This window comes from Veillonella sp. ACP1, assembly GCF_000286635.1.
Taxonomy (GTDB): domain Bacteria; phylum Bacillota; class Negativicutes; order Veillonellales; family Veillonellaceae; genus Veillonella; species Veillonella atypica.
On sequence record NZ_ALKL01000024.1, the window covers coordinates 82,892 to 105,094 of the forward strand.

Consider the following 22,203-nt stretch of genomic DNA (forward strand, 5'->3'; position numbering starts at 1 on the left):
TTCCTCTGTATTTAATGAGAGAAACACCGGCCGGGTCTGACTCCGGCCTGCGGCCTTCGCAGGGCCAAAGTCGCTGTGGAAAGGGACCCTCTATTTCTATTTACTTTGCGTGTAAACTAGTCTCATTGGGTTATGCTTACCCGCTCAATATAGCGGAATCTCTCTTTATTTAATAGTGGAATGTCGCTGCGAAGGTATGAGTGGCTCTTGTTATAGCGAAAATTGTCAACCTGTATAGATTGTATATAGTTGACTGTTCTATTTGTAAGTTTTATACTGTAATTAAATTGTCAACTAATTATATATGCATAGTTGTTAATGCTGATTCGATATGGTAAAGAGGTGCTCGTATGAGACAGTTAGGTGTTTCTATTATTGGTACGGATACGGATGTAGGTAAGACGTTTGTCACAGGTTTGCTTGGGGCGTTAGCAGTGGACGATGGTTTTGATGTGGGCATGGTTAAGCCTGTGTCGTCTAGTGCGGTTCCGTTTTCTCAATGCGGAACGATGGATGAAGATGAAATATGCATGGGGCTTGAAAGTAAGGATGCTACCTATTTGATGCAGTCTGTAGGTATTCCTGAGTCGCGTCGTCGCGAGGTGAATCCTATTGCATTGGCAGGGGATTATTCACCGCGTTTGGCGGCAGAGTTGGCCGGTGTGGACATCGATTATCCAGAGATTGTAAATCATGTGAAAAGGGTTGTAAATCAACACGATATTACATTTGTAGAAGGGGCTGGTGGAATTACAACGCCTCTTACTAAGGATATTACGTTTACAAATCTTATGACGGATATTGCATATCCTGCCATATTGGTTGCTGATGGGCGTCTAGGTTCTATCAATCGCGTTGTGTTAACGTATGAGTATGCAAAACAGCATCATATTGATGTAAAAGGAATCATTGTAAATGATACGACTGTGGTGGATCCATTCTTATTAAAGACGAATATTGAGGATATGGAACGGTATACCGGTATTCCGGTGCTCGGTGTACTTCCTCCATATCAAGGACCTAATCAAGCTCATATCAAACTTGGTTGGGGGCGTTCATTCTTAGATTCGGCTAAGATTTGGCAAACTGTATGGGGCATTTAGTGAAAGCTCCATATACAAGGAATCTGGAATTAAGTAGATAGTATAGATATAAAATCTTAAGTATGAGGTGTTATGATGGCAGAGAAACAACTTTCACAAATTGCACAATGGGACCACGAATTTGTATGGCATCCATTTACACAAATGCAAGACTGGTTAGCACAAGAACCTGTAGTTATCGAACGCGGTGAAGGCGTGTATTTGATCGATGACAAGGGTAAAAAGTATTATGATGGTGTATCATCCTTGTGGGTTAATATTCATGGCCATAATCATCCTGTGCTTAATCAAGCGTTGAAGGACCAAGTTGATAAGATTGCGCATAGTACATTGCTCGGATTGGTGAGCCCTCCATCAGCGCAGTTGTGTAAAGAATTAGTTGAATTGGCACCAGAAGGTTTGGAAAAGGTATTCTTATCCGATGATGGTAGTACGGCTATTGAAGTCGCTATTAAGATGGCGTACCAATACCGTCAATTAGTAGGTCAAACAAAGAAAACGAAATTTATTGCACTCAATGCGGGCTATCATGGTGATACATTAGGTACTGTATCTGTAGGTGGGATTCAGTTGTTCCATCAAGTGTTCCATAATTTGTTGTTCAAACCTTTAACCTTGCCAAGCCCTGGTGTATACCGTGATGTAGCAGATCGAGATAAAGCATTTGAAGATTCCTTAGCAGAATTGGAACGTATCCTCAATGAAGAAGGAGACGAAATTACAGCTCTCGTTATGGAACCATTAGTGCAGGCTGCGGCCGGTATGCTTGTTATGCCTCACGGCTATTTAAAACGCGTTCGTGAGTTAACTTCTAAACATGATGTATTCCTCATCGTTGATGAAGTGGCAACAGGCTTTGGTCGTACAGGTAAATTCTTTGCTTGTGAACATGAAGGCGTATCGCCTGATTTTATGACCTTATCCAAAGGGATTACGGGTGGTTATTTGCCGTTGGCCGCTACATTGACTACAAAACGCGTATTCGATGCATTTCTTGGCACATTTGAAGAAAAGAAAACATTCTATCATGGCCATTCCTACACCGGTAATGCCTTGGCATGTGCTGTTGCATTGGCTTCGTTGAAAGTATTCCGCGATGAAAAGGTTATCGAAGGATTATCTGCGAAGATTGAGGCTTTTACAAAGGCACTCAAACCTATCGAACAGTTAAAACATGTTAAAGAAGTACGTCAACGAGGTCTTATTGTAGGTATTGAACTTGAAAAGGACGTTGCTACTCACGAAGCGTATCGCCCAAATGATGCGGTAGGTGCAAAGGTTGCCGTTTTAGCTCGTGAACAAGGCCTTATTTGCCGCCCAATCGGCGATGTGGTTATCCTTATGCCACCATTGGCATCCACGGTGGAACAATTGGAAGACATGGTTCGCATCGTAGGTGACAGTATTAAACGTGCCACAGAAGAAGAGGGCGTATTAGAAGATTTGAAGCCAATCATTCTATAATAAAAAGCATTTTACTTGCATAATGTAAAATATATTCTATACATTCTCAAAATACGATGATTATTCTGCATATCTATGATACTATATATGTATAGTATATATATTCAAAGGAGGTCATCGTATGGACATTTATGTAATTATGCAAGTCATTATCTTGTTCGGTGCCATCTTCTTGGGCGTACGCCTCGGTGGCATGGGCATCGGCTATGCTGGCGGCCTCGGCGTCGTATTGCTGAGCCTCGGTATGGGGATGTTCCCAGGGCAAATCCCTTGGGATGTTATCCTAATCATTATGTCAGCCATTGCCGCAATTTGTGCATTGCAGTTGGCTGGTGGTTTAGATTATTTAGTACGCATTGCGGAAAATATCTTGCGTAAAAATCCTAAACACATCAACTATTTAGCTCCTACAGTTACGTATTTCTTGACAATCTTAGCTGGTACAGGTCATACGGCATTTTCTATGATTCCTGTAATTGTAGAGGTTGCAAAGAGCGAGAACATCAAGCCGTCCGTACCTCTATCGATTGCCGTTGTAGCCAGCCAAATCGGTATTACCGCAAGCCCTGTATCCGCAGCGGTTGTTGCTATGAGCGGATTCCTTGAACCGTTCGGTGTTAGCTATCCAACATTGCTTGGTATTTGTATTTCCACAACATTTATTGCGGTTATGATTACTGCCTTTATCATGTCGACCTTTACGAACAATGATTTGTCCTCTGATCCTGTTTACCAAGAACGTTTGGCCGCAGGCCATGTGGCACCACCTCGCGAAAAGAATACGGATTTCCATCTAAAACCAGGTGCGAAAAAATCTGTATTAATCTTCTTAATTGGTATCATTTGTATCGTATTCTATGCAACAGCAATTTCTAAGAATATCGGTATTATTAAACCGGTTATCTTTGGCCGAAACGATGCCATCGTCGGATTCATGATGATTATTGCAGCGGCTATCACATTCTTCTGCAAATTAGATACAGCACAACTTGTCAACACAAGTACATTCAAATCTGGTTTATCTGCTTGCGTCTGTGTTCTCGGCGTAGCGTGGTTAGGCGATACCTTTGTAAAAGGTCATATCCCTGAAATTAAAGCCATGGCCTCTAGCATGGTAACGGCATATCCATTCTTGTTAGCAGTTGCCTTCTTCTTTGCTAGTACGCTTTTGTATAGCCAAGCAGCGACTACACAAGCACTTGTACCGGCAGTAATCCTTGCTTTAGGTATTACACCGGAAAATACGGGATCTGTATATATCATTATCGCATCCTTTGCGGCCGTATCTGCACTCTTTGTACTACCTACATACCCAACACTTTTGGGGGCTGTACAAATGGATGATACAGGTTCGACCCGAATCGGTCATCTCGTATTTAACCATCCATTCTTCATCCCAGGCGTACTTGCCATTGCTATTTCTGTAGCACTTGGCTTCGTTATTGCTCCATTGATGTTGTAATTGGTGAAAGCGTATAAAATCCTATACTATGCATAATACACAGGGCCTAGTCACATACGACTAGGCCCTGTTAATTGTTGTGCAATGGATACATTATTGGAAAAATGCTATACTATAAATAAGAGAGGGATATATAGTATGGTAGAGAAAGATGATATAGGAGCCTATTATGTATACGATTTCTATCAAGCTAGATATGAATCGCATCCCGCCGGAAGCATTCGAGGCATTGAGAGAGAAGCATCATATCTGGTATAAAACATATTTTGATGCAGGAAAATTTTTAATGTTTGGCACAAGACCAGATAACTCTGGTGAAAGCCTTATTATCGCTCAAGGAACAGTTGAGGACTTAGAAGAGGCTGTACAATTTGACGCATATTATGCGGAGCAATTGGCAACCTATGAGATTCGCGAATATAAGGTAACATTGTTCAATGAAGCGATTAAAAACTATATAGATTGATATTAGATATCCCATATGAAAGGGCCCCTAGTACATTAGACTAGGGGCCCTTTTGGCGTTTTATCTGTTTTTACAGTCCTTGCAGATTCCTGCAATTTCTAGGTGATGCTCTGTTACTGTAAAATCTACATCTGTAAGTTCCTGTGGCATTTCTACGACGGGGCAGGTATGTAGAGGTATCATAGTTCCACATTTCGTACATACCGCATAGTGACGGTGCGTATGGGGTGTAATTTCGTAGTATGCCATGTCGCTACCCATGATGGTGGTACGTGTAACGATATCTTTTGTTTCTAATAACTCAAGGGTGCGGTAAATGGTAGACATCCAGGTGGTGCTGCCATCGCCTAATCGTTCAGCAATTTCGATGGCGGTAATCGGTTTATCCATTGAGTTTAATACGGACCAAATAGCTTCGCGCTGTTTGGTCTTTTTTATGCCTTCTGGCCAATGTGTTGTATTCATAATAATGCTTTCTATTATGGGTTAACTATTAACTGTATGTACTCTTGTACACATACTATTTATTTACTAAATTGCATCCTCCGAATAATGGATTTAATATTCTTGATGATGAGTACTACCAATAGGATGAATACCGATGTAAGTGATACAAAGCCACCTGGTGCTACGTTAAGATAATAGGATCCGAATAGGCCGATAATCATGGCTAGTAAACTAAATCCAATGGAGCAGAGTAAGGTTGTTCTAAAACCTTTTTCCAATTGTAATGCAGAGGCTACCGGTAAGGCGATCATGGCACTTAATACGAGAACGCCGACGATTTTGATGGAAATGGATACGGCTGCCGCCATTAAGATAGCAAATACATAGTTAATCAAATCCACTTTTACACCCGCTACTCGTGCTGCCTCTTCATCGTAGGCGATGTAGAGCAGTGAGTTGTAGAGGAAATACAAGGTTAACACAGATAATATGGTAAGTACTGCAATGCTAATCATATCTGTAGTATTTACGGTTAAGATGCTACCGAAGAAGAACACGTTAGCGTTAGCTTTCAGCTTGCCAGAACTGATGAGGGTAATGGCTGTACCGATGCTGAGAGATAAGATGATGGTAAGAATTAAATCAAGATGATGAGAAAAGTATTTTCGCAAGAACTCGATAAGAGCGCCGCAGATAGCGGTGAATATGAAAGCCCCTAATATAGGGTTCGTATTGGTTAATAAGCCTAGGGTAATTCCGGCGAGGGATGCGTGGCTCATGGTGTCGCCAATCATACTGGACCGGCGTAGTACCATAAATATACCGATGCATGGGCATAATAGAGAAATGCAGACTGCTACGAAGAAGGCATTTTGCATGAAATCATAATTAAACATGGCGCACCTCCTTAGATGTTGTATCATCAGCCTGAGCCTGAGCCTGAGCCTGAGCCTGAGCCGTCACGTCTGTAAAGCAGGAACAGTTTTTATGGTCTACAGGATTGCACCCCGTGTTATGCATGATTTCGCTAGCATATTGTTCAGGGGAGCAGAGATGACCTTGACCATTTGCAATATGATAGATATTTGTTGAGTTTGCAAGGGCCATTTCTAAGTTATGTTCTACGGAGATAATCGTAATATGATGCTCTTGATTTAACGAGCACAAGAGGGCATAAATACCTTCTTGGCTCTTGCGGTCGATGCCCGTTGATGGTTCATCGAGAATGATGAGATCTGGATTGCCGATAAGGGCCCGTGCGATAGAAACGCGCTGTGCTTGACCGCCGGATAATTTGCTGATGAGGCGGTCTTTAAACTCCGTCATATGTGTGAGTTCAAGAACGCGATTCACTTCATGCTTATCTTTGATGTTCAATAGCTTGCGATAGGAATCTAGAATTTCATGGACTGTAATAGGAAATCCAGCATGGGAGAAATCATTCTTTTGTGATACATAACGAATATTGTTCGTGTTACATGTGATGGAACCTTTTACAGGCGTTAGAAAACCTAGAATGAGGCGCAAGAGGGTGCTTTTACCAGAACCATTGTCGCCTACGATGGAAATATAATCGCCACTATGGACCTCTACGTTTAAATCATTTAGCACATAGGGCGGTTGACCTTGGTATGAAAAATAAAGATGTTGAATTGATAACATAAAAACCACTTTTCTGATTGACAAAATTATTACTACGTTTATACTATAACTATATTACAAATGCAACTGAGTCGCAACTGCAACTAAAGAATACTATATATACTATAATAGCATGAGCACTCAGGATTTAGAAAAAAGGAGGCCTACTATGGTCAAGAAACTGGTATTGTTAGTAGTTGGCGTGCTGATGGCTGCTCTATTTGCAGGCTGTGGTAATGATGCGCCAAAGGAACAAGCAGGTAAGAAAATCCAAGTGGTAACAAGTTTTAATGCTATGTCTGAATTTGCGAAGGCTATCGGTGGCGATAAGGTAGAGGTATCTACGATTATTCCAGATGGTACGGAACCACATGACTTTGAATTAAAACCAGAGAATATGAAACAATTAGCATCAGCGCAAGTATTTGTTTATAACGGACTCGGCATGGAACCTTGGGCGCAACAAGCGATTGATGCGGCTAAAAACGATAAACTTGTATCTGTGAAAGCATCTGACGGTGTAGAGGCTATTAAGAACACAGATCCTGACGAAATTAAAGAGCATGGCGCTGAAGACCCTCATACATGGTTGTCTTTGAAAAATGCTAAGATTGAAGTTAAAAATATTAAGGATGCATTGGTAAAGGTAGATCCTGCTAATAAGGATTATTACGAAAAGAACTACAATGATTATGTGGCAAAATTAGATGCGATGATTCAAAAATACGAAGGTCAATTCGCAAAAGCTCCACATAAAAACTTTGTAACAGGTCATGCTGCTTTTGCATATCTATGCCGTGACTTTGGATTAGAACAAAATAGCGTAGAAGATGTGTTTGCAGAAGGTGAACCAAATGCGGCACAATTGGCTAAACTCATCGAATACTGCAAGGAAAACAAGATTACCACAATCTTCGCAGAAGAAATGGCTAGTCCAGAAGTATCTAAGACATTAGCTCAAGAAGTAGGCGCTAAGGTAGAAACTATTTATACTATCGAAAGCAAGGAAGACGATAAAACATATCTTGAACGAATGGATGATAATTTGACTAAAATCTTAGGAAGTTTGCAATAACTTTTTATGAGTAAAATTAAACTATTTATAACATAAAAATATAATAAAATTAAAAGCAAGGTATATTCTATACCTTGCTTTTATGTTATAATAAATGAGCGTTTCATGAAATAATGTACTATTTATGTGCATTGACGCATACTTTGTATTGTGTTGTATTAATAAGTATTAAGAGGACATATGATTGAATTCTTTGATCGATTAGTAGGGCCTATCGATACGGATGGCGTACGCATATATCGTCAACGTACCAGCATAACTCAATTAGTCGTGATGATGGTGCTAGCCGTTATATGTTACCAATTCACCGCTATAGGTGATTCGGTATATGCGGAGGCTATGAAACACTTCATCATGAATCCCACAACATTTATGAAAATTGAACAACTTCCTATGGTTAATATCATTGAAATCAATGGATTGCTACAAAAGTTGAGTACGACGACACCTCTGTGGGATGTGAGCAGATGGCTATTGCTGATTGTGAAAGCTTTAGTTATGGCTATACTTATCAGTGGATATGCATTATGGCGTGCTCGTCATTGCTATACGATGACTATTTTAACCGGTGTATTCCACTGTATTGCATATGCGCAAGTGGTAATCGGTATCTACATGTTGAGCATTGGTGTACTCTTTGCTTTCGCTAAAGCTCCTGTCGTCCTCGTGTTGTTATTGGGCGTATTTCTTACGATTATTTGCCTTCTTCTTACCATGTCCTTAATCACCGTGGTAGGACGTATTGTGGGGGCCTCCGTTTCGGGCAATGCCTTTGAAGGACTTCTCGTTATATGCGGTGCGTACATCATCTGGGTAGGCATAAAATTTTTAGGCATACTACTATTTTAAAAAGACACATTCCGTTTTTTGGAATGTGTCTTTTCATCGTTATATAGCAACTACGCATGATTTGCCCGATAATTCTTATTTGTCATGGTTGTTGTTTTCATATTCATTAAATAAGAATGCTACATTATCTTCATCGTATTCGATTTGTTCAGACCAGCGTCTAATTTGCTCTGGCAGATTTCCGAATTGATGTGTTAGCAATGCGATGAATACTGTGGCGTCAAAGGCGTATCGCACAAGGCTTTCTAACGAGTATTCTGCAAGCATATCAATTTGGCGGTATAAGATGTATTGATACACCTTGTTGAGTGCGGATACATCGATGGTGTCGGCCTTAAGTAAGTCCATCGTAGTTGATGCCGTTGTCGATGACAGCATGGCCTCTAAATGGGTTAGTTGATTTGTCCATTCCTCATCGATAGGCTCCGTTTTCTTATATATAGTAACTAACTCTTGGCAGTAGTGGATAGAATGATTGAGTGTAAACTGACAAATAGCCGGATTAATACCTAATGCTAAGAGGTCAAAGATATTTTCGAGTACGGGACGGTCTTCAGCAGTAAATTCGCAGTCATCATCTTCAATGGTGAATTGCAATTGATCGCCTTCGGTAGCTAGTAACTTTTCTACCGATTCTTCGCAGGATAGACCGACGCCACAGAGCTCGAGGTCTTCGATATATTTATAGAACCGCGGATGCATATGACAGGTATCGCATAAACTATCTTCGCCTAGTTCTAAGACTACGCGGCACAATCCATCTTCCCGTAGCAACGGACAGGTAGGCTGTTTGTCGCTAAACATGAAATAATAGCCTTCGTCATCGACAGTCATAAATTTCCGTAGATCTTCACCTAATGGTGTAGGCAGTGTTTGGTATAATTTAGCCGTCTCCTCATCTACATCGATAGTCCACTTTTGACAACATGTATGATGACATTGATTGGCTTTGCATTGAAATGTATGGTAAAAGGTTGGATATAAAGAAATCATAGTACTCACTTGTATATATTATTAACTACTGTTTTACTAATTAAATTGTAACATATGCTATCTATTCGTGGGTGTTATTTTAGATTATGATTTTGTTCGTGAAAGTCCTAATTATTGTGTATAATAATAGTATATGGAATATTTACTAATCTTATTATGTAGGAGGAACTTATGAAATCTATGTTCGTAAAAGGCGGTATTGCATTGGCACTAGCAGCGGCATTTGGGGTAAATGCACCAGTTGTTGATGCGGCAAGTATTGTACCGGTACAACCGACAGTAGCAGTTGTTGATGCTAATCATGCAGCTATTGTAGGCGCCAATACATTGCTCAATGCTTTCATTCAACAACATCCAAAAGCAGCGATTACAGAAATTGCATTTGATGGCGAAGATGGTCAAATTAAATATGAAGTTGAAGGCTTTGATTCAACAGGTAAATATGAGTTGAAATACAACTACAATACAAATCAAATTGGTGAAACAAAAGAAGGCGCATACAAGGTTGGTTTAGAGAAAAAGGCCTTTGATCCTACTCGTATTTTAACGCCAGACGCAGTTGTAAACTTTGCCTTTGCTCAAACAAAAGGCCAAGCAACAAGCCTTAATAGCTGGTCTGTAAAAAATGAAAAAGGTCGTTTTGTATACGATGTAGCATTTGGTGCCGCTAATCATCAAGAAATTGAAGTGCATGTAGACGCTTTCACAGGTGAACTTGTATCTGTAAAAGGCGTAAAATAGGTGTATTTGACATCTTACTGCAATAGGAGTAGGATGTTACTATACACATGCTGGTATAGCTCAGTTGGTAGAGCGGCTCATTCGTAATGAGTAGGTCGTAGGTTCGAATCCTATTATCAGCTCCATCTAATTTTATGAATTTCTGTGAGTATCAATGAATTGGATAGATTAAATAAATATAGATAATACCAGCTTTATTGATACTCTTAGATATTCATGATAGTCTATAAGTTGATTATAATTTGTCCTCTCTAAAAAACCCTTTAGGTTATCGCCTAGGGGGTTCTTATTATATATTAGAGTATGTTAATATATGTCAATATATGTTTAATAGCTTTTTTAGGGTATCTGGAATGTTGCGTTTTGTTGAAAGTATCTAATATATAAAAAAACCCCATTTAGAAATTTGGAGTTGTAGAGGTGAGCATTTGGAAGAAAATAGACCTGATTTTAGAGATATAAAATCATTTGAAGAATTTAACAGATACTACTGGTATCGAGAAGAGCTTTCACAAATTTGTAAGTACCTTGGATTAGAATACAGATGTACAAAAAAAGAATTAAATCATATTATAGAACAATATTTTAAGGGAAATAGAGTAGAAAAATTTTTGAGGAAAAGAAATAAAAATCAAACCGAAATAATAACCCTAAATACATCATTACTTGAATGTGGGTTTTCCTTTAATCAGAAATTTCGTGATTATTTTTCAGCTGTAACAGGTGTTAATCCCTTTAAATTTAATGCTGATATGGCAACAGCTTGGCGAAAAGTAAAACGGGACAACAACATAAATTTTACAATCCAAGATATGATTAAAATATACTATGGAGAGTCAGACTACGCCAAGTATGATAATTCAGCTTGCCAATGGAATCAATTTCTAAAGGATTTTTGTGCAGATGAGTTTAGCAATCATTACTCTAACAAGTTAAAAGTTGCGGCTATTCTTTGGAAAGAAGTTAGAGATTCAAAAAATAAAAAGATTTATTCACGGGGACTTCTAAAAGAATATAGCTACAAAATAGAGGAGTACTGTAAGTAAACAACTTCAAGTTTGTCGAAGGGAATATAAAGTATTAAAGACGATAGAAATAAAAAATCTATCGTCTTTTCCATGCCTATTTTCAATTTATATTGCGAGCAATAAATAGGGAAAACTCGCAAGAGTTACTAACCAGTATTTCAAATTTATTTTTTAAAAATTACAAATCTATTGGTAGCTTTTTGGTAGCTAAATATAGTATTTTTTCTAAAAATTTACTCATGAATGATCTAGCTGTGGGTCATATTGAAAAAATTAGTATTTAATAATATGGGAAATGTTGCATGCTATGGGCTTTCACAGAAATCAGCAGACATAATATGAATTGATGATTCATGAATCACATTTGTAAAAATTCTATAGAAATTTAGCCGAAAATTCATATATATTTCATGCAATAAATTGAGCTGTTCTGATATCTTAATTTGCATCTCATACGCGGTGGCTAAGATGGTCTCAGTTAGCCGCCATAGGCCTAGGTGGTAAACAGATGTGATTGTAGCTGGGTTAAGTAATATAACCTATATGCGATTAACTATTTGAAACTTAGGAGGACATGATGAAGAAATCTATCGTAAGAACTAGCCTTGCATTGGCAGTAGCTGGTGTATTAGGCACTAGCGTAGTTGCTTATGCAGCAGAAGCCCCACAAGTACAACCTGTGCCGGTCGTTAAAGAAGCAGTACAAACTGCACAACCTGTCGTAGTTCCTGCTGTAGCAAACCCTGCAGCTGCGTCCATGGATGCTGATACAACTCCTGCAGTTGCAAAAGCAGATAAAAAGGATGCAAAAACAACAAAGGTTATAAAAGCGGATAAAAAAGACCATAAAACAACTAAGGTCGTAAAATCCAATAAAAAAGCTCAACCTGCTCCAGCTGTAAAGGCTGAAAAAGCAGATAAAGCTCATAAATAATCTACTATACCAATACACATACATTGCGCTATCCCATCGGCGCCTTGGGGTGCATACATCTCCCAGTGCACCCCGATGCGGGCCCTTTGGTGGTTCAGACATACATTGACTCTCTCCTATGCCGTCTGTCGCCTTAGGGCCTCCTTATGAAGGGGTCCCTCCCAATTCATAAGTATATACATGATGTATATACATATCTCTCTCACAACACACAATACACACACAACACACACAATCCATATGTGTATGGTATAGGAGAAAAAAAGCACCACCGAATTTTCGGTGGTGCTTTTACTTTTGTGGATGACATTGGAATCATCAATGTCATCCTTTTTGCGTTATATGTATTGTCGTGGCACGCGATCAGAGAAGCCACAGAAGATTTCATAAGGAATGGTGGAGGCGAGGGCTGCGATTTCAAGGGCAGAGATGCTTTCATGTCCTTGAGAACCCAATAGTACAACCTTGTCGCCTGGTTTAACCGTAATCGTATCAGGTACAGCCACCATGAATTGGTCCATACAAATACGTCCTACTACAGGGCAACGGGTACCTTGGATGAGGACGGTACCACGATTGGATAGGCTGCGTGGATAACCGTCGGCGTAGCCTACAGGAATAGTAGCGATTGTCATCGGCTCTGGAGTAATATAGGTAGAACCATAACCAATGCCTTCGCCTGCTTCGAGATGTTGCACGTGTACGACTTCACTGTGGAGGGATAGGACTGGTTTGAGGCCTAATCGGTTTGGTACATCGAGAGATGGCATGATGCCGTATTGGATGATACCTGGTCGTGCATCTGTGAATAGACTATCCTTTACGGATAATAGACCGGCGCTGTTTGCCAAGGAGAAGCGATAGTCCGCATCAGGTCTAAAGGCACGGATTTCGTCCACCATTGTATGGAATTTTTGCGCTTGCCCATGGGCGTGGCTTTGATCGGCTGCATCGGCATTGCTCATGTGTGAAAAGAATCCATCTACTGCAAGATTGGGATAGGATTCAACGCGCTTAATGAACTCCACCGCATCCTCTGGTTTAATGCCTATGCGATGCATGCCTGTATCAACAGCTACGGCGACACGGATAATCATATCGTGGTTGTCAGCCACCTTGTTAAGGGCCTCTAAATCTGTAGATTCGCAAACAGCAGGAATAGAATTGGTATCCGCTACAAGTTCAAAGGATTGTGGTCTCGTAAGGCCCAATAGATAAATAGGAACCATAATACCAGCATTGCGAAGTGGTACAGATTCTTCTGGAATCGCGACAGCTAAGGATTCATAACCTTCTTCAACAGCGATACGTCCCATCATAACGCTACCGTGACCATAGCCGTTGGCCTTGATAACAGCTGTGGATGTACTCCACTCAGGGAGACTGTCTTTTATTTTGCGTAGGTTCTCGCGAACCAAGCTTGTATCAATCGTTAAATATGTTGGTCTCATGATAATTTCACTCCTAAAATACATTACTTTTATTGTATAACTTTTAGGGAATTAAACAATAGTTTTTGTGAAAGTTTATGCTAAAATTTCATTTACACTTATTATCTAGATGTTATTAGTCATAATTAGTATAGGATGATATTGAATATGACGTATAATTCACAGCTTTTGGTAGTATAATTAGTATATAAGATGCTTTCACAAATCATAGAAACATAGAGGAGGATATGATGAACGAACGAGTTGTAGTAGTTAATGCTAGCAAGATGAACTACGATCATTTACTAGATTTTTCTGTTTTATCAAATGATGTACAGGTCTATGACGATAGCACTAATGAAGAAGTTATTGAACGTATTCAAGGGGCTGGCGTGGTGGTGACCAAAGAATTGCCAGTAGGGGCGGATTTACTCTCACAATTCCCTGACTCAGTAAAACTCATCGTAGAAGCGGGTACTGGATATAATAATATCGACCTTGATGCGGCGCGTGCAAAAGAAATTACGGTGTGCAATATCCCTGCATATAGTACGGAACGTGTGGCACATACTGTGATTATGATGCTTCTCAATTTTTCATCTACTATGCAGCAACAAATCGGTATGCTTGCTAAAGGCGACCGTAGTAATTTTACAAAATATCTACAAGTGAGCCATACAGAAGTGAATGGTAAAACACTAGGTGTGGTTGGCGCTGGTCACATCGGTATGGAAGTCATCAAAGTAGCAAAGGCACTAGGTATGAATATCTTGATTCACACACGTACACCAAAGGCAGATGGAGATGGTATTCGTTATGTAAGCCTTGATGAATTACTAGAACATAGTGATTATATTACCTTACATTGCCCATTGAATGAGCAAACTAAACATATGATTAATAAGGATACAATCGCTAAGATGAAATCATCGACGATCATCATTAATACTGGTCGTGGTGCACTCATTAATGAAGCAGACCTTTGTGACGCATTAGCGGCTAAACGCATTGCAGGTGCAGGCCTTGATGTACAAGAGGTAGAACCTCCAGCCGAGGATAGCCCTCTATATACACTCGATAATGTTATTATCACACCTCATATGGGATGGAAAGGTCTTGAAACACGCCAACGCTTGGTAGGCATTATTCGAGATAATGTACAAGCCTTTTTTAAGGGTGAACCAATTAATGTTGTATCTTAATAGATAGACAAATAACCCCTGACCGGTTGTGTGGTCAGGGGTTATTTTCGTTTAGGGCTAGATCATAGATCAAGTTTTTAATATATATAGTATATATATCAAGGGAGGTAGTTATCCTCAAACTTGATTATGATTAGTTGGTGTTTTGATGGGACACCACCAATGTCTACGATATGCTTTTATGCCTTCTACAACGGTTTTGCTCGCTTTGGCAGCTAAATCCTTTGTAGCGGCCGGGATGCCATCAAGGCGGTAAGTGATACCTAATTCCTTGTATTTAGCAACACCCATCACATGATATGGTAAACAGTCGACGGCCTGTAAGTTGCGTAGTGAGCCTAAGAAAAAGCCTAGCCTATAGTGACGATCTGCGTTGTCTGTAATAGTAGGTACCACCACGTGACGCACCCAAATCGGCACATTTACATCAGCTGTCAGTTTTGCGAATTGAAGGATTGGTTCTAAAGGCTGTGCGGTTAGCCATTTGTGGACAGTAGGATCGATGTCCTTAATATCCAAAATGACGAGACTCGTTACACTCAGTAACTTACGGTATGCCACCTCTTGGTGGGGATCAAAACAAATTCCACTTGTATCTAAACAGGTATGGACGTTTCTTTCACTAAAATATGTGAAAAGCTCGATGACAAAGTCAATTTGCATCAATGCTTCCCCACCTGTGACAGTAATGCCACCGTTCGTATAGAACTGACGGTTACGTTCGTATTGCTGCCAAATCTCTTCGACGGTCATAAACTTAGCTTCTTGGCTTTCTTCATTCCACGTGTCTGGATTATGGCAATAGGCACAACGCATGGGGCATCCTTGAAGAAATACCACCATGCGCATGCCTGGACCATCAACCGTACCCATCGTTTCTAGTGAATGAATACGTCCTGTCATAGAAAACCTCGATTAGATTTGTTGATGGAATGTACGGGAAATAACTTCATCTTGTTGTTGTTTCGTCAATTTGTTGAAGTGTACTGCATAACCAGATACACGAACAGTCAATTGAGGATACAACTCAGGATGTTTTTGAGCGTCTAACAATGTTTCACGAGTGAACACGTTAACGTTCAAATGGTGACCGCCCTTTTGGGAGTAGCCATCCAATAATTCTACCAAGTTATCCACTTGTTGTTGGTTGCTCATGGGTATTCCTCCTTTCAACCAAAATATGAGTACTGATGCCGGTGAAAGCATACAATACGGCGGAAGATTATTTATCTTCCTCTATAGTAACATTTGGTTCGCTGCAAGCGAAGTTTGTATTGCTGTTAGGCAATTGAGAAGGGTCTAACTCAATATCAAAATCGCCTACGGATACAAATGTTTCACCAGATTTACCTAATGCGTCTGGAACGATAGAGAAGGTATTGGAAATACCGTCAGAGCAATCGCGCCATGGCATTTTTGCAACGGAAGACAACGAAGCTACAGCACCGTGAGAGTCACGACCATGCATAGGGTTAGCACCAGGAGCGAAAGCTTGACCAGCCTTACGGCCGTCTGGTGTGGAACCTGTTGCAGTACCATATACTACGTTAGAAGTAATTGTTAACAAGCTCATAGTAGGAACGGATTGACGGTATGTAGGGTGTTTACGCACCTTGTTCATGAATGTGGAAACAACCATGGAAGCCAAGCTATCTACACGATCGTCATCGTTACCATATTTAGGGAATTCACCTTCGATTTCGAAATCAACTGCGATGCCGTTTTCGTCACGAATAGGTTTTACCTTAGCGTATTTAATAGCGGACAAGGAGTCAGCTACTACGGATAAACCAGCAATACCAGTTGCGAACCAGCGAGTTACCTTGCGGTCATGCAATGCCATTTCTAGTTTTTCATAAGCGTATTTATCATGCATGTAGTGAATGATGTTCAATGCGTTTACATATACGCCTGCCAACCATTCCATCATGTCGTCGAATTTTTCCCATACTTCGTCAAAGTCTAAGTATTCGGATGTAATAGGGCGGTATTTAGGCCCTATTTGTTTCTTAAGTTTTTCGTCAACGCCGCCGTTGATTGCATAAAGCAAGCATTTTGCTAGGTTAGAACGAGCGCCGAAGAATTGCATTTCTTTACCAATACGCATTGGAGATACGCAACATGCGATTGCATAGTCATCACCGGAGTTAGGACGCATCAATTCGTCGTTTTCGTATTGGATAGAAGATGTTTCGATAGATAACTTCGCACAGAAACGGCGGAAGCCGATAGGCATGCGAGGGGACCATAATACAGTGAGGTTTGGTTCTGGAGCAGGACCAAGGTTAGTCAATGTATGTAGGTAACGGAAGGACATTTTGGAAACCAATGTACGGCCGTCAGTACCCATACCACCGATAGATTCCGTAGTCCAAACAGGGTCGCCTGTGAATAAGTTGTTGTATTCGTGGATACGTGCAAAGCGAACCATACGCAATTTCATGATGAAATGATCTACGAATTCTTGGATTTGTTCTTCAGTGTATGTGCCGTTGCGAAGGTCGCGTTCAGCGTAGATATCGAGGAATGTAGAGTTACGGCCGATGGACATAGCGGCACCATTTTGTTCTTTGATAGCGCCAAGGTAGCCAAAGTAAATCCATTGCATAGCTTCTTTAACATCTTTAGCCGGTTCAGAAATATCGTACCCATAGGATGCAGCCATTTCTTTCAATTCTTTCAAGGAACGAATTTGTTCTTTGATCTCTTCGCGGTCTCGGATTATGTCCTCAAGCATATCACCCATAGTGATATTGAATTCTTGATTTTTCTCTTCGATTAAGTAATCGATACCGTATAGAGCGATACGACGATAGTCACCGATGATACGACCACGGCTGTATGCATCTGGCAAACCAGTTACGATGTGTGCTGTACGAGCGGCACGCATTTCTGGAGTGTAAACATCGAATACGCCGTCATTGTGCGTTTTACGGTGCTTTTTGAAGAAGTCCTCTGTTTGAGGATCCATTTTAAAGCCATATTCTTCGATAGCAGATTTTGCTGTACGAAGGCCGCCATAAGGGAACATAGCGCGTTTTAGAGGTTTATCAGTTTGTAAACCAACGATTGTTTCAAGGTCTTTGTCGATATATCCTGGCGCATGCGCAGTGATGTGTGTTGCCACGGAAGTATCGGCATCAAGCATGCCACCTTTTTCGCGTTCTTCTTCGTATAGTTTCATTACCTTGTCCCACAATTTTGTAGTACGTTCTGTAGGACCAACTAGGAAGGAGTCGTCCCCTTCATAGGGAACATAGTTTCTTTGGATAAAGTCGCGTACGTCAATCGCTTTATCCCACACACCTGTGTTAAAATCTTTCCATGCAGTATGTTGCATTTTGCACCTCCATAAATGGATATAACTATAGATTTTGATATATCTAGTGTACAATGTTTATCTAATACTCACAACATATAAATGATATGGATTTTCAATACATACTATGCAAATTTCGTAAGAATAGATGTTATTTGTAATTTAATAATATTGAAAACACTATATAAATATATTGAAAATGTAGTACTTAACTTGCTTTATTTGGGTGTGTATATTTGAAATAACTATTTTTTGCATTATCTTTAAATAATGAAAACTTATATCGATAAAAGGAAAGCATTCGATATATGGTGATGGATTTTCTTGGAATTGTAGGGCCTTATTATGGTAATATTTAGATAGTATTGATTATAGAGTTACGTAGAAAGGTGGATGCTAATGACAAATCGTATGAAAGCCATTTTAGGGGCATCTGCCACCATTGCCGTTTGGGCTACGGCGTTTCCTTTTGGTAAAGTAGCATTGCAATCAGTAGATGCATTGACACTCTCGGTAGCGAGGGTTGTAGGTGGTGCTATACTCATGCTAATTATTGGTGTATTTAAGGGATTACATATACCTACATCTTGGCGTGAGTGGGGCCTATATATTCTGTTAGGGGCTACAGGAAACTTCGTTTATCAAGTCGTTTTTAATGAAGGATTGCGAACAATACCGGCCGCTACATCTAGTATTATTATGGCTTTGACACCGATGACTACAGCATTGATGGCATTGGTAGTCTATAAGGATAAAATACGTCCTATAGGTTGGATCTTCACCATAACTGCTTTTATAGGTGTGGCCGTTATTATTTTTTGGAATTCCACTCTGACCATTCCAATGGGGGCCATATGGACGTTGATTGGTATGATACTGTTTGCGGTTTATAATATTCTAAATCGCGGGCTTAGTCTGAAAGGTTATGACTCTATTACTATCGCTATGTGGTCCATGTTTACAGGTGCCATTATGGCACTACCTTTTGCAGATCATGCTATTGAAATGATTGGAGCCGCACCAATTACTGCGAAGCTTGCTATGGTATACCTAGCATTCTTTTCTAGTGCATTAGGATTCGTATTCTGGAGCTATGCCTTTGAACATGCTGAGAAAGTTTCGGATGTAACCAATTTTATGTATATTTCGCCAATCGTGGCAGCCGTAGTAGCAGCCTTTTTATTAGGAGAATATCCTAATATGGGACTCTATATTGGAGCGCCAATTATACTAGGATCATTATTCTTATTTAATCGATATAGATAAATAAAAGAACCTCGACCTTTTTTGAACTGCACCCCAAAAATTGGACACAATTTTTGGAGGTGCAGTTCATTTAGCGTTGAGGTTCTTTTTTGTGTTTGACAGTCATTATAAATTGTAGTAATCTAAGTATACAATTAAAACATACTTTAAAGATATGTTTTAGAAAAATATTAATTCCTACTAATATATAGGGAAAGAGGTGGTACAGTGATTGCTATACGAAATGTAACGAAAGAGTTTGACGTTAATAAGCAAAAGGTTACTGCATTATCTGATGTAAACTTTACCATAGAAAAAGGCGATATATTTGGCATTATTGGCTTTAGTGGAGCTGGAAAATCTACACTGCTTCGCATGATTAATGCCTTAGAGGTACCTACCTCTGGTCATGTTGAAATAGATGGTGTGAATATCAATGGTTTAAGTTTTAATGAGCTTAGAAAGGTTCGTAAGCGCATCGGCATGGTGTTTCAACAGTTCAATTTGTTGAATGCTAAATCTGTGTATGATAATGTGGCTATCCCACTAATTCTTAATAAGGTGCCAAAATCCGACATTGATAAAAAAGTTAAAACCTTATTAGACTTTGTTGATTTGGGCGATAAAGCAAATGCATATCCAGGAGAATTATCTGGTGGTCAAAAACAACGCGTTGGTATTGCCCGTGCATTAGCTACAGATCCATCCATATTGCTTTGTGATGAAGCAACCAGCGCTCTAGATCCTGATACGACAGAATCTATATTACAATTACTAGAACGTGTTAATCGTGAACTAGGAGTAACAGTAGTTATCGTAACTCATGAGATCGATGTAATTCAGAAAATATGTAATCGAGTTGTAGTTATGGAGCATGGAAAGCTCATAGAGAGCGGATCTGTACTTGAGGTGTTTAGTAAACCTAAATACGAAACAACAAAGCGATTTGTTAGGACTGTAATTCCTGATGAAATTCCATCAACAGTGAAACATACATTAGCTTGTGATAAAAGGCCATACACAATTCTTAAGATGCATTTCTTAGGGAATAATACGACAGATAATGTTCTATATCATATTAATAAAACCTTTGATTTAGAAACGAGTGTATTATTTGCTACGGTAACAGAGTTAGAACATACTGTACTTGGTATATTCATTGTTCAGTTTATTGGTGATGATCTTGAGATGGGTAAGGTAAAAGAGTATCTTATCGGTCAAGGTATTGAATGGCAGGAGGTGACACTATAATGGATTTCTTCATGCAAGAACTTGGTGTTCCAGGATCGCAGTTATTATTAGCCGCAGAACAGACATTATATATGGTGTTCCTATCTCTATTCATTGGTACAGTACTAGGTCTAATTATCGCAGTCACACTGGTAGTAACAAATCCTAATGGTATCGTTAAAAATAGTATTGTTTATACCATTACAAATACAATTGTTAATATTGTGCGTTCCGTACCATTTATCATTTTGATGGTGTTTATATTACCGTTAACTAAGATGATTGTAGGTACTCGTGTTGGTACAACAGCGGCTATTGTACCACTTGTTATATTCATTGCACCTTATCTTGCTCGACTCTTTGAGAACTCTATTTTAGAGGTTAATAAAGGCATTATCGAGGCAGCACAATCGATGGGGGCCTCTCATTTTGAAGTGATTTGGCATTTTCTTTTACCAGAAGCAAAAGGTTCGCTTATTTTATCTATTACAACGGGTACTATTGGTCTAATCGGTGCTACTGCTATGGCTGGTGCTATTGGTGCTGGTGGTGTAGGTGATTTGGCCCTCACCTATGGTTATGAACGGTTGAACTTCCCATTGATGTTATTTACCGTAGTTATTTTGATTATTTTTGTTCAAATTATTCAAACAATAGGTAACTATTTTGCACGTCGTGCGCGTCGTTCCTAATTTGATGAAATAGATTTTAGTTATATTGATTGTGAAAGTATAGGAGAATGTACTATGAAATTTAAAAAGCTTCTTGCCCTTGGTGCAGCATTAGTATTTAGCGTAGCTTTTATCGCAGGCTGCGGTTCTAATAATAGCGATAATGGTGCTAAAAAAGAATTAACCTACAGTAAATCTCAGGGGCCTTACTCTGAATTGTTTGAAAAAGGTGTAAAACCAATTTTGGAGAAACAAGGCTATACCTTTAAAGGCGTAGATATGTCTGATTTGGTACAAGCTGACCAAGTGTTAAGTGATGGTGAGGTTGACTTTAACGTTGAACAACATACAGCATACATGAAAAACTTTAACGAAAAACAAAATGGTCATCTTGTAGCATTAACACCAATTCCAACAGTACCAGCAGGTATCTTTAGTGGTTCTAAAACATCTTTAGATCAAGTGGCAGATGGCGACACTATTGCTGTACCTAATGATGCATCCAACATGGCTCGTGCTTATGCGTTATTGCAAAAAATCGGTTGGATTAAGCTTGATCCTAACAAAGATTTAGCAACAGTAACTCAAGCAGATATTATTGAAAATCCTAAACATCTTAAATTTACAGAAATGAAATCCCTTACAATTCCTTCTGTACGTACTGACTTCGATTATATCGTTATTACAGGCGCTATTATTTATAATGCAAAAATTGATCCTAAATCTGCATTGGCAAATGAAGACGTACTACCACAATGGTTATTACAACTCGTAGTTAATGAGAAAAACAAAGATGCACAATGGGCAAAAGACATCGTAGCAGCTTACCACTCTCAAGAATTCAAAGACTACATGGATAAAAATAACAATGGCCTATGGTTCGTACCAAAAGGTGAATAAAAA

Annotated in this window: 22 protein-coding genes and 1 tRNA gene; 15 read left to right on the top strand and 8 right to left on the bottom strand. The window is 39.5% G+C overall.

What is annotated here, in order from left to right:
- Positions 1–350: 350 nt before the first annotated feature.
- The 4 genes from bioD (at position 351) to HMPREF1151_RS08490 (ending at position 4,495) form a co-directional block, all read left to right on the top strand.
- Positions 351–1,103 carry a dethiobiotin synthase gene (gene bioD, locus HMPREF1151_RS08475; protein WP_009661821.1) on the top strand — a complete coding sequence of 251 codons (753 nt, stop codon included), beginning with the start codon at positions 351–353 and terminating at the stop codon, positions 1,101–1,103.
- Positions 1,104–1,178: 75 nt separating this feature from the next.
- Positions 1,179–2,567, top strand: coding sequence for an adenosylmethionine--8-amino-7-oxononanoate transaminase (gene bioA / locus HMPREF1151_RS08480; protein ID WP_038141564.1), 1,389 nt, complete (start codon positions 1,179–1,181; stop codon positions 2,565–2,567).
- Between the two features lie 121 nt (positions 2,568–2,688).
- Positions 2,689–4,029: an anaerobic C4-dicarboxylate transporter gene (locus HMPREF1151_RS08485; RefSeq protein ID WP_009661817.1), complete on the top strand. Its 1,341-nt coding sequence runs from the start codon at positions 2,689–2,691 to the stop codon at positions 4,027–4,029.
- Positions 4,030–4,198: 169 nt separating this feature from the next.
- A complete protein-coding gene (locus HMPREF1151_RS08490; protein ID WP_009661768.1) occupies positions 4,199–4,495 on the top strand; it encodes a YciI family protein in 297 nt (98 codons plus the stop codon).
- A 60-nt stretch (positions 4,496–4,555) separates the two neighbouring features.
- Here HMPREF1151_RS08490 and HMPREF1151_RS08495 read toward each other — a convergent pair whose 3' ends face one another.
- The 3 genes from HMPREF1151_RS08495 to HMPREF1151_RS08505 are packed head-to-tail and all read right to left on the bottom strand — an operon-like array spanning position 4,556 to position 6,604.
- On the bottom strand, positions 4,556–4,960 hold the full coding sequence (locus HMPREF1151_RS08495) for a Fur family transcriptional regulator (RefSeq protein WP_009661878.1): 405 nt from the start codon (positions 4,958–4,960) through the stop codon (positions 4,556–4,558).
- Positions 4,961–5,019: 59 nt separating this feature from the next.
- Positions 5,020–5,838, bottom strand: a complete 819-nt coding sequence (locus tag HMPREF1151_RS08500) for a metal ABC transporter permease (protein WP_005376649.1) — start codon at positions 5,836–5,838, stop codon at positions 5,020–5,022.
- Positions 5,831–6,604, bottom strand: a complete 774-nt coding sequence (locus HMPREF1151_RS08505; protein WP_009661863.1) for a metal ABC transporter ATP-binding protein — start codon at positions 6,602–6,604, stop codon at positions 5,831–5,833. The genes HMPREF1151_RS08500 and HMPREF1151_RS08505 overlap by 8 nt, the downstream gene beginning before the upstream one ends.
- Before the next feature lie 148 nt (positions 6,605–6,752).
- On the opposite strand from HMPREF1151_RS08505, the gene HMPREF1151_RS08510 reads away from it, so the two are divergent.
- Together HMPREF1151_RS08510 and HMPREF1151_RS08515 are read left to right on the top strand one after the other, a co-directional pair.
- Positions 6,753–7,658, top strand: a complete 906-nt coding sequence (locus tag HMPREF1151_RS08510) for a metal ABC transporter substrate-binding protein (protein WP_009661805.1) — start codon at positions 6,753–6,755, stop codon at positions 7,656–7,658.
- Between the two features lie 180 nt (positions 7,659–7,838).
- Positions 7,839–8,507 carry a hypothetical protein gene (locus HMPREF1151_RS08515; RefSeq protein ID WP_005384405.1) on the top strand — a complete coding sequence of 223 codons (669 nt, stop codon included), beginning with the start codon at positions 7,839–7,841 and terminating at the stop codon, positions 8,505–8,507.
- A 75-nt stretch (positions 8,508–8,582) separates the two neighbouring features.
- Here HMPREF1151_RS08515 and fliB read toward each other — a convergent pair whose 3' ends face one another.
- Positions 8,583–9,500, bottom strand: coding sequence for a flagellin lysine-N-methylase (fliB, locus tag HMPREF1151_RS08520; RefSeq protein WP_009661700.1), 918 nt, complete (start codon positions 9,498–9,500; stop codon positions 8,583–8,585).
- A 171-nt stretch (positions 9,501–9,671) separates the two neighbouring features.
- Between fliB and HMPREF1151_RS08525 the strand changes: the two genes are divergently transcribed.
- The 4 genes from HMPREF1151_RS08525 to HMPREF1151_RS08540 all read left to right on the top strand — a co-directional run bounded on the left by HMPREF1151_RS08525 (position 9,672) and on the right by HMPREF1151_RS08540 (position 12,203).
- On the top strand, positions 9,672–10,241 hold the full coding sequence (locus HMPREF1151_RS08525; protein ID WP_005384409.1) for a PepSY domain-containing protein: 570 nt from the start codon (positions 9,672–9,674) through the stop codon (positions 10,239–10,241).
- Positions 10,242–10,290: 49 nt separating this feature from the next.
- Positions 10,291–10,366 (top strand) — tRNA-Thr (locus tag HMPREF1151_RS08530).
- Positions 10,367–10,669: 303 nt separating this feature from the next.
- Positions 10,670–11,287, top strand: coding sequence for an SAP domain-containing protein (locus HMPREF1151_RS08535; protein ID WP_005376691.1), 618 nt, complete (start codon positions 10,670–10,672; stop codon positions 11,285–11,287).
- Positions 11,288–11,843: 556 nt separating this feature from the next.
- Positions 11,844–12,203 carry a hypothetical protein gene (locus HMPREF1151_RS08540; protein ID WP_232198025.1) on the top strand — a complete coding sequence of 120 codons (360 nt, stop codon included), beginning with the start codon at positions 11,844–11,846 and terminating at the stop codon, positions 12,201–12,203.
- Between the two features lie 338 nt (positions 12,204–12,541).
- Here the strand turns inward: HMPREF1151_RS08540 and alr are convergent, their stop codons facing one another.
- A complete protein-coding gene (gene alr / locus HMPREF1151_RS08545; RefSeq protein WP_005381499.1) occupies positions 12,542–13,654 on the bottom strand; it encodes an alanine racemase in 1,113 nt (370 codons plus the stop codon).
- Between the two features lie 230 nt (positions 13,655–13,884).
- Between alr and HMPREF1151_RS08550 the strand changes: the two genes are divergently transcribed.
- Positions 13,885–14,835, top strand: coding sequence for a 2-hydroxyacid dehydrogenase (locus HMPREF1151_RS08550; RefSeq protein WP_009661776.1), 951 nt, complete (start codon positions 13,885–13,887; stop codon positions 14,833–14,835).
- Positions 14,836–14,952: 117 nt separating this feature from the next.
- On the opposite strand, the gene pflA is transcribed toward HMPREF1151_RS08550, so the two are convergent.
- The 3 genes from pflA to pflB all read right to left on the bottom strand — a co-directional run bounded on the left by pflA (position 14,953) and on the right by pflB (position 18,175).
- Positions 14,953–15,738: a pyruvate formate-lyase-activating protein gene (pflA, locus tag HMPREF1151_RS08555; RefSeq protein WP_009661722.1), complete on the bottom strand. Its 786-nt coding sequence runs from the start codon at positions 15,736–15,738 to the stop codon at positions 14,953–14,955.
- Between the two features lie 12 nt (positions 15,739–15,750).
- Positions 15,751–15,990 (bottom strand): autonomous glycyl radical cofactor GrcA3, encoded by a 240-nt coding sequence (grcA3, locus tag HMPREF1151_RS08560; protein WP_005376651.1) that lies wholly within the window; start codon positions 15,988–15,990, stop codon positions 15,751–15,753.
- Between the two features lie 67 nt (positions 15,991–16,057).
- A complete protein-coding gene (gene pflB / locus HMPREF1151_RS08565) occupies positions 16,058–18,175 on the bottom strand; it encodes a formate C-acetyltransferase (protein ID WP_005384415.1) in 2,118 nt (705 codons plus the stop codon).
- A 378-nt stretch (positions 18,176–18,553) separates the two neighbouring features.
- On the opposite strand from pflB, the gene HMPREF1151_RS08570 reads away from it, so the two are divergent.
- The 4 genes from HMPREF1151_RS08570 (at position 18,554) to HMPREF1151_RS08585 (ending at position 22,200) form a co-directional block, all read left to right on the top strand.
- Entirely contained in the window at positions 18,554–19,420 is an 867-nt protein-coding gene (locus tag HMPREF1151_RS08570; RefSeq protein ID WP_009661853.1) for a DMT family transporter, read from the top strand.
- Positions 19,421–19,627: 207 nt separating this feature from the next.
- Positions 19,628–20,650 carry a methionine ABC transporter ATP-binding protein gene (locus HMPREF1151_RS08575; protein ID WP_009661780.1) on the top strand — a complete coding sequence of 341 codons (1,023 nt, stop codon included), beginning with the start codon at positions 19,628–19,630 and terminating at the stop codon, positions 20,648–20,650.
- Positions 20,650–21,321, top strand: coding sequence for a methionine ABC transporter permease (locus tag HMPREF1151_RS08580; protein WP_005381510.1), 672 nt, complete (start codon positions 20,650–20,652; stop codon positions 21,319–21,321). Before HMPREF1151_RS08575 ends, HMPREF1151_RS08580 begins: the two co-directional genes overlap by 1 nt.
- Positions 21,322–21,375: 54 nt before the next feature.
- A complete protein-coding gene (locus tag HMPREF1151_RS08585; RefSeq protein ID WP_005381439.1) occupies positions 21,376–22,200 on the top strand; it encodes a MetQ/NlpA family ABC transporter substrate-binding protein in 825 nt (274 codons plus the stop codon).
- The last annotated feature ends 3 nt before the right edge of the window (positions 22,201–22,203 follow it).

What these genes read in the sequence shown, in the direction of transcription:
- bioD (WP_009661821.1), top strand. Translation starts at nt 351, where the DNA reads ATGAGACAGTTAGGTGTTTCTATTATTGGTACGGATACGGATGTAGGT.
- bioA (WP_038141564.1), top strand. Translation starts at nt 1,179, where the DNA reads ATGGCAGAGAAACAACTTTCACAAATTGCACAATGGGACCACGAATTT.
- HMPREF1151_RS08485 (WP_009661817.1), top strand. Translation starts at nt 2,689, where the DNA reads ATGGACATTTATGTAATTATGCAAGTCATTATCTTGTTCGGTGCCATC.
- HMPREF1151_RS08490 (WP_009661768.1), top strand. Translation starts at nt 4,199, where the DNA reads ATGTATACGATTTCTATCAAGCTAGATATGAATCGCATCCCGCCGGAA.
- HMPREF1151_RS08495 (WP_009661878.1), bottom strand. Translation starts at nt 4,960, where the DNA reads ATGAATACAACACATTGGCCAGAAGGCATAAAAAAGACCAAACAGCGC.
- HMPREF1151_RS08500 (WP_005376649.1), bottom strand. Translation starts at nt 5,838, where the DNA reads ATGTTTAATTATGATTTCATGCAAAATGCCTTCTTCGTAGCAGTCTGC.
- HMPREF1151_RS08505 (WP_009661863.1), bottom strand. Translation starts at nt 6,604, where the DNA reads ATGTTATCAATTCAACATCTTTATTTTTCATACCAAGGTCAACCGCCC.
- HMPREF1151_RS08510 (WP_009661805.1), top strand. Translation starts at nt 6,753, where the DNA reads ATGGTCAAGAAACTGGTATTGTTAGTAGTTGGCGTGCTGATGGCTGCT.
- HMPREF1151_RS08515 (WP_005384405.1), top strand. Translation starts at nt 7,839, where the DNA reads ATGATTGAATTCTTTGATCGATTAGTAGGGCCTATCGATACGGATGGC.
- fliB (WP_009661700.1), bottom strand. Translation starts at nt 9,500, where the DNA reads ATGATTTCTTTATATCCAACCTTTTACCATACATTTCAATGCAAAGCC.
- HMPREF1151_RS08525 (WP_005384409.1), top strand. Translation starts at nt 9,672, where the DNA reads ATGAAATCTATGTTCGTAAAAGGCGGTATTGCATTGGCACTAGCAGCG.
- HMPREF1151_RS08540 (WP_232198025.1), top strand. Translation starts at nt 11,844, where the DNA reads ATGATGAAGAAATCTATCGTAAGAACTAGCCTTGCATTGGCAGTAGCT.
- alr (WP_005381499.1), bottom strand. Translation starts at nt 13,654, where the DNA reads ATGAGACCAACATATTTAACGATTGATACAAGCTTGGTTCGCGAGAAC.
- HMPREF1151_RS08550 (WP_009661776.1), top strand. Translation starts at nt 13,885, where the DNA reads ATGAACGAACGAGTTGTAGTAGTTAATGCTAGCAAGATGAACTACGAT.
- pflA (WP_009661722.1), bottom strand. Translation starts at nt 15,738, where the DNA reads ATGACAGGACGTATTCATTCACTAGAAACGATGGGTACGGTTGATGGT.
- grcA3 (WP_005376651.1), bottom strand. Translation starts at nt 15,990, where the DNA reads ATGAGCAACCAACAACAAGTGGATAACTTGGTAGAATTATTGGATGGC.
- pflB (WP_005384415.1), bottom strand. Translation starts at nt 18,175, where the DNA reads ATGCAACATACTGCATGGAAAGATTTTAACACAGGTGTGTGGGATAAA.
- HMPREF1151_RS08570 (WP_009661853.1), top strand. Translation starts at nt 18,554, where the DNA reads ATGACAAATCGTATGAAAGCCATTTTAGGGGCATCTGCCACCATTGCC.
- HMPREF1151_RS08580 (WP_005381510.1), top strand. Translation starts at nt 20,650, where the DNA reads ATGGATTTCTTCATGCAAGAACTTGGTGTTCCAGGATCGCAGTTATTA.
- HMPREF1151_RS08585 (WP_005381439.1), top strand. Translation starts at nt 21,376, where the DNA reads ATGAAATTTAAAAAGCTTCTTGCCCTTGGTGCAGCATTAGTATTTAGC.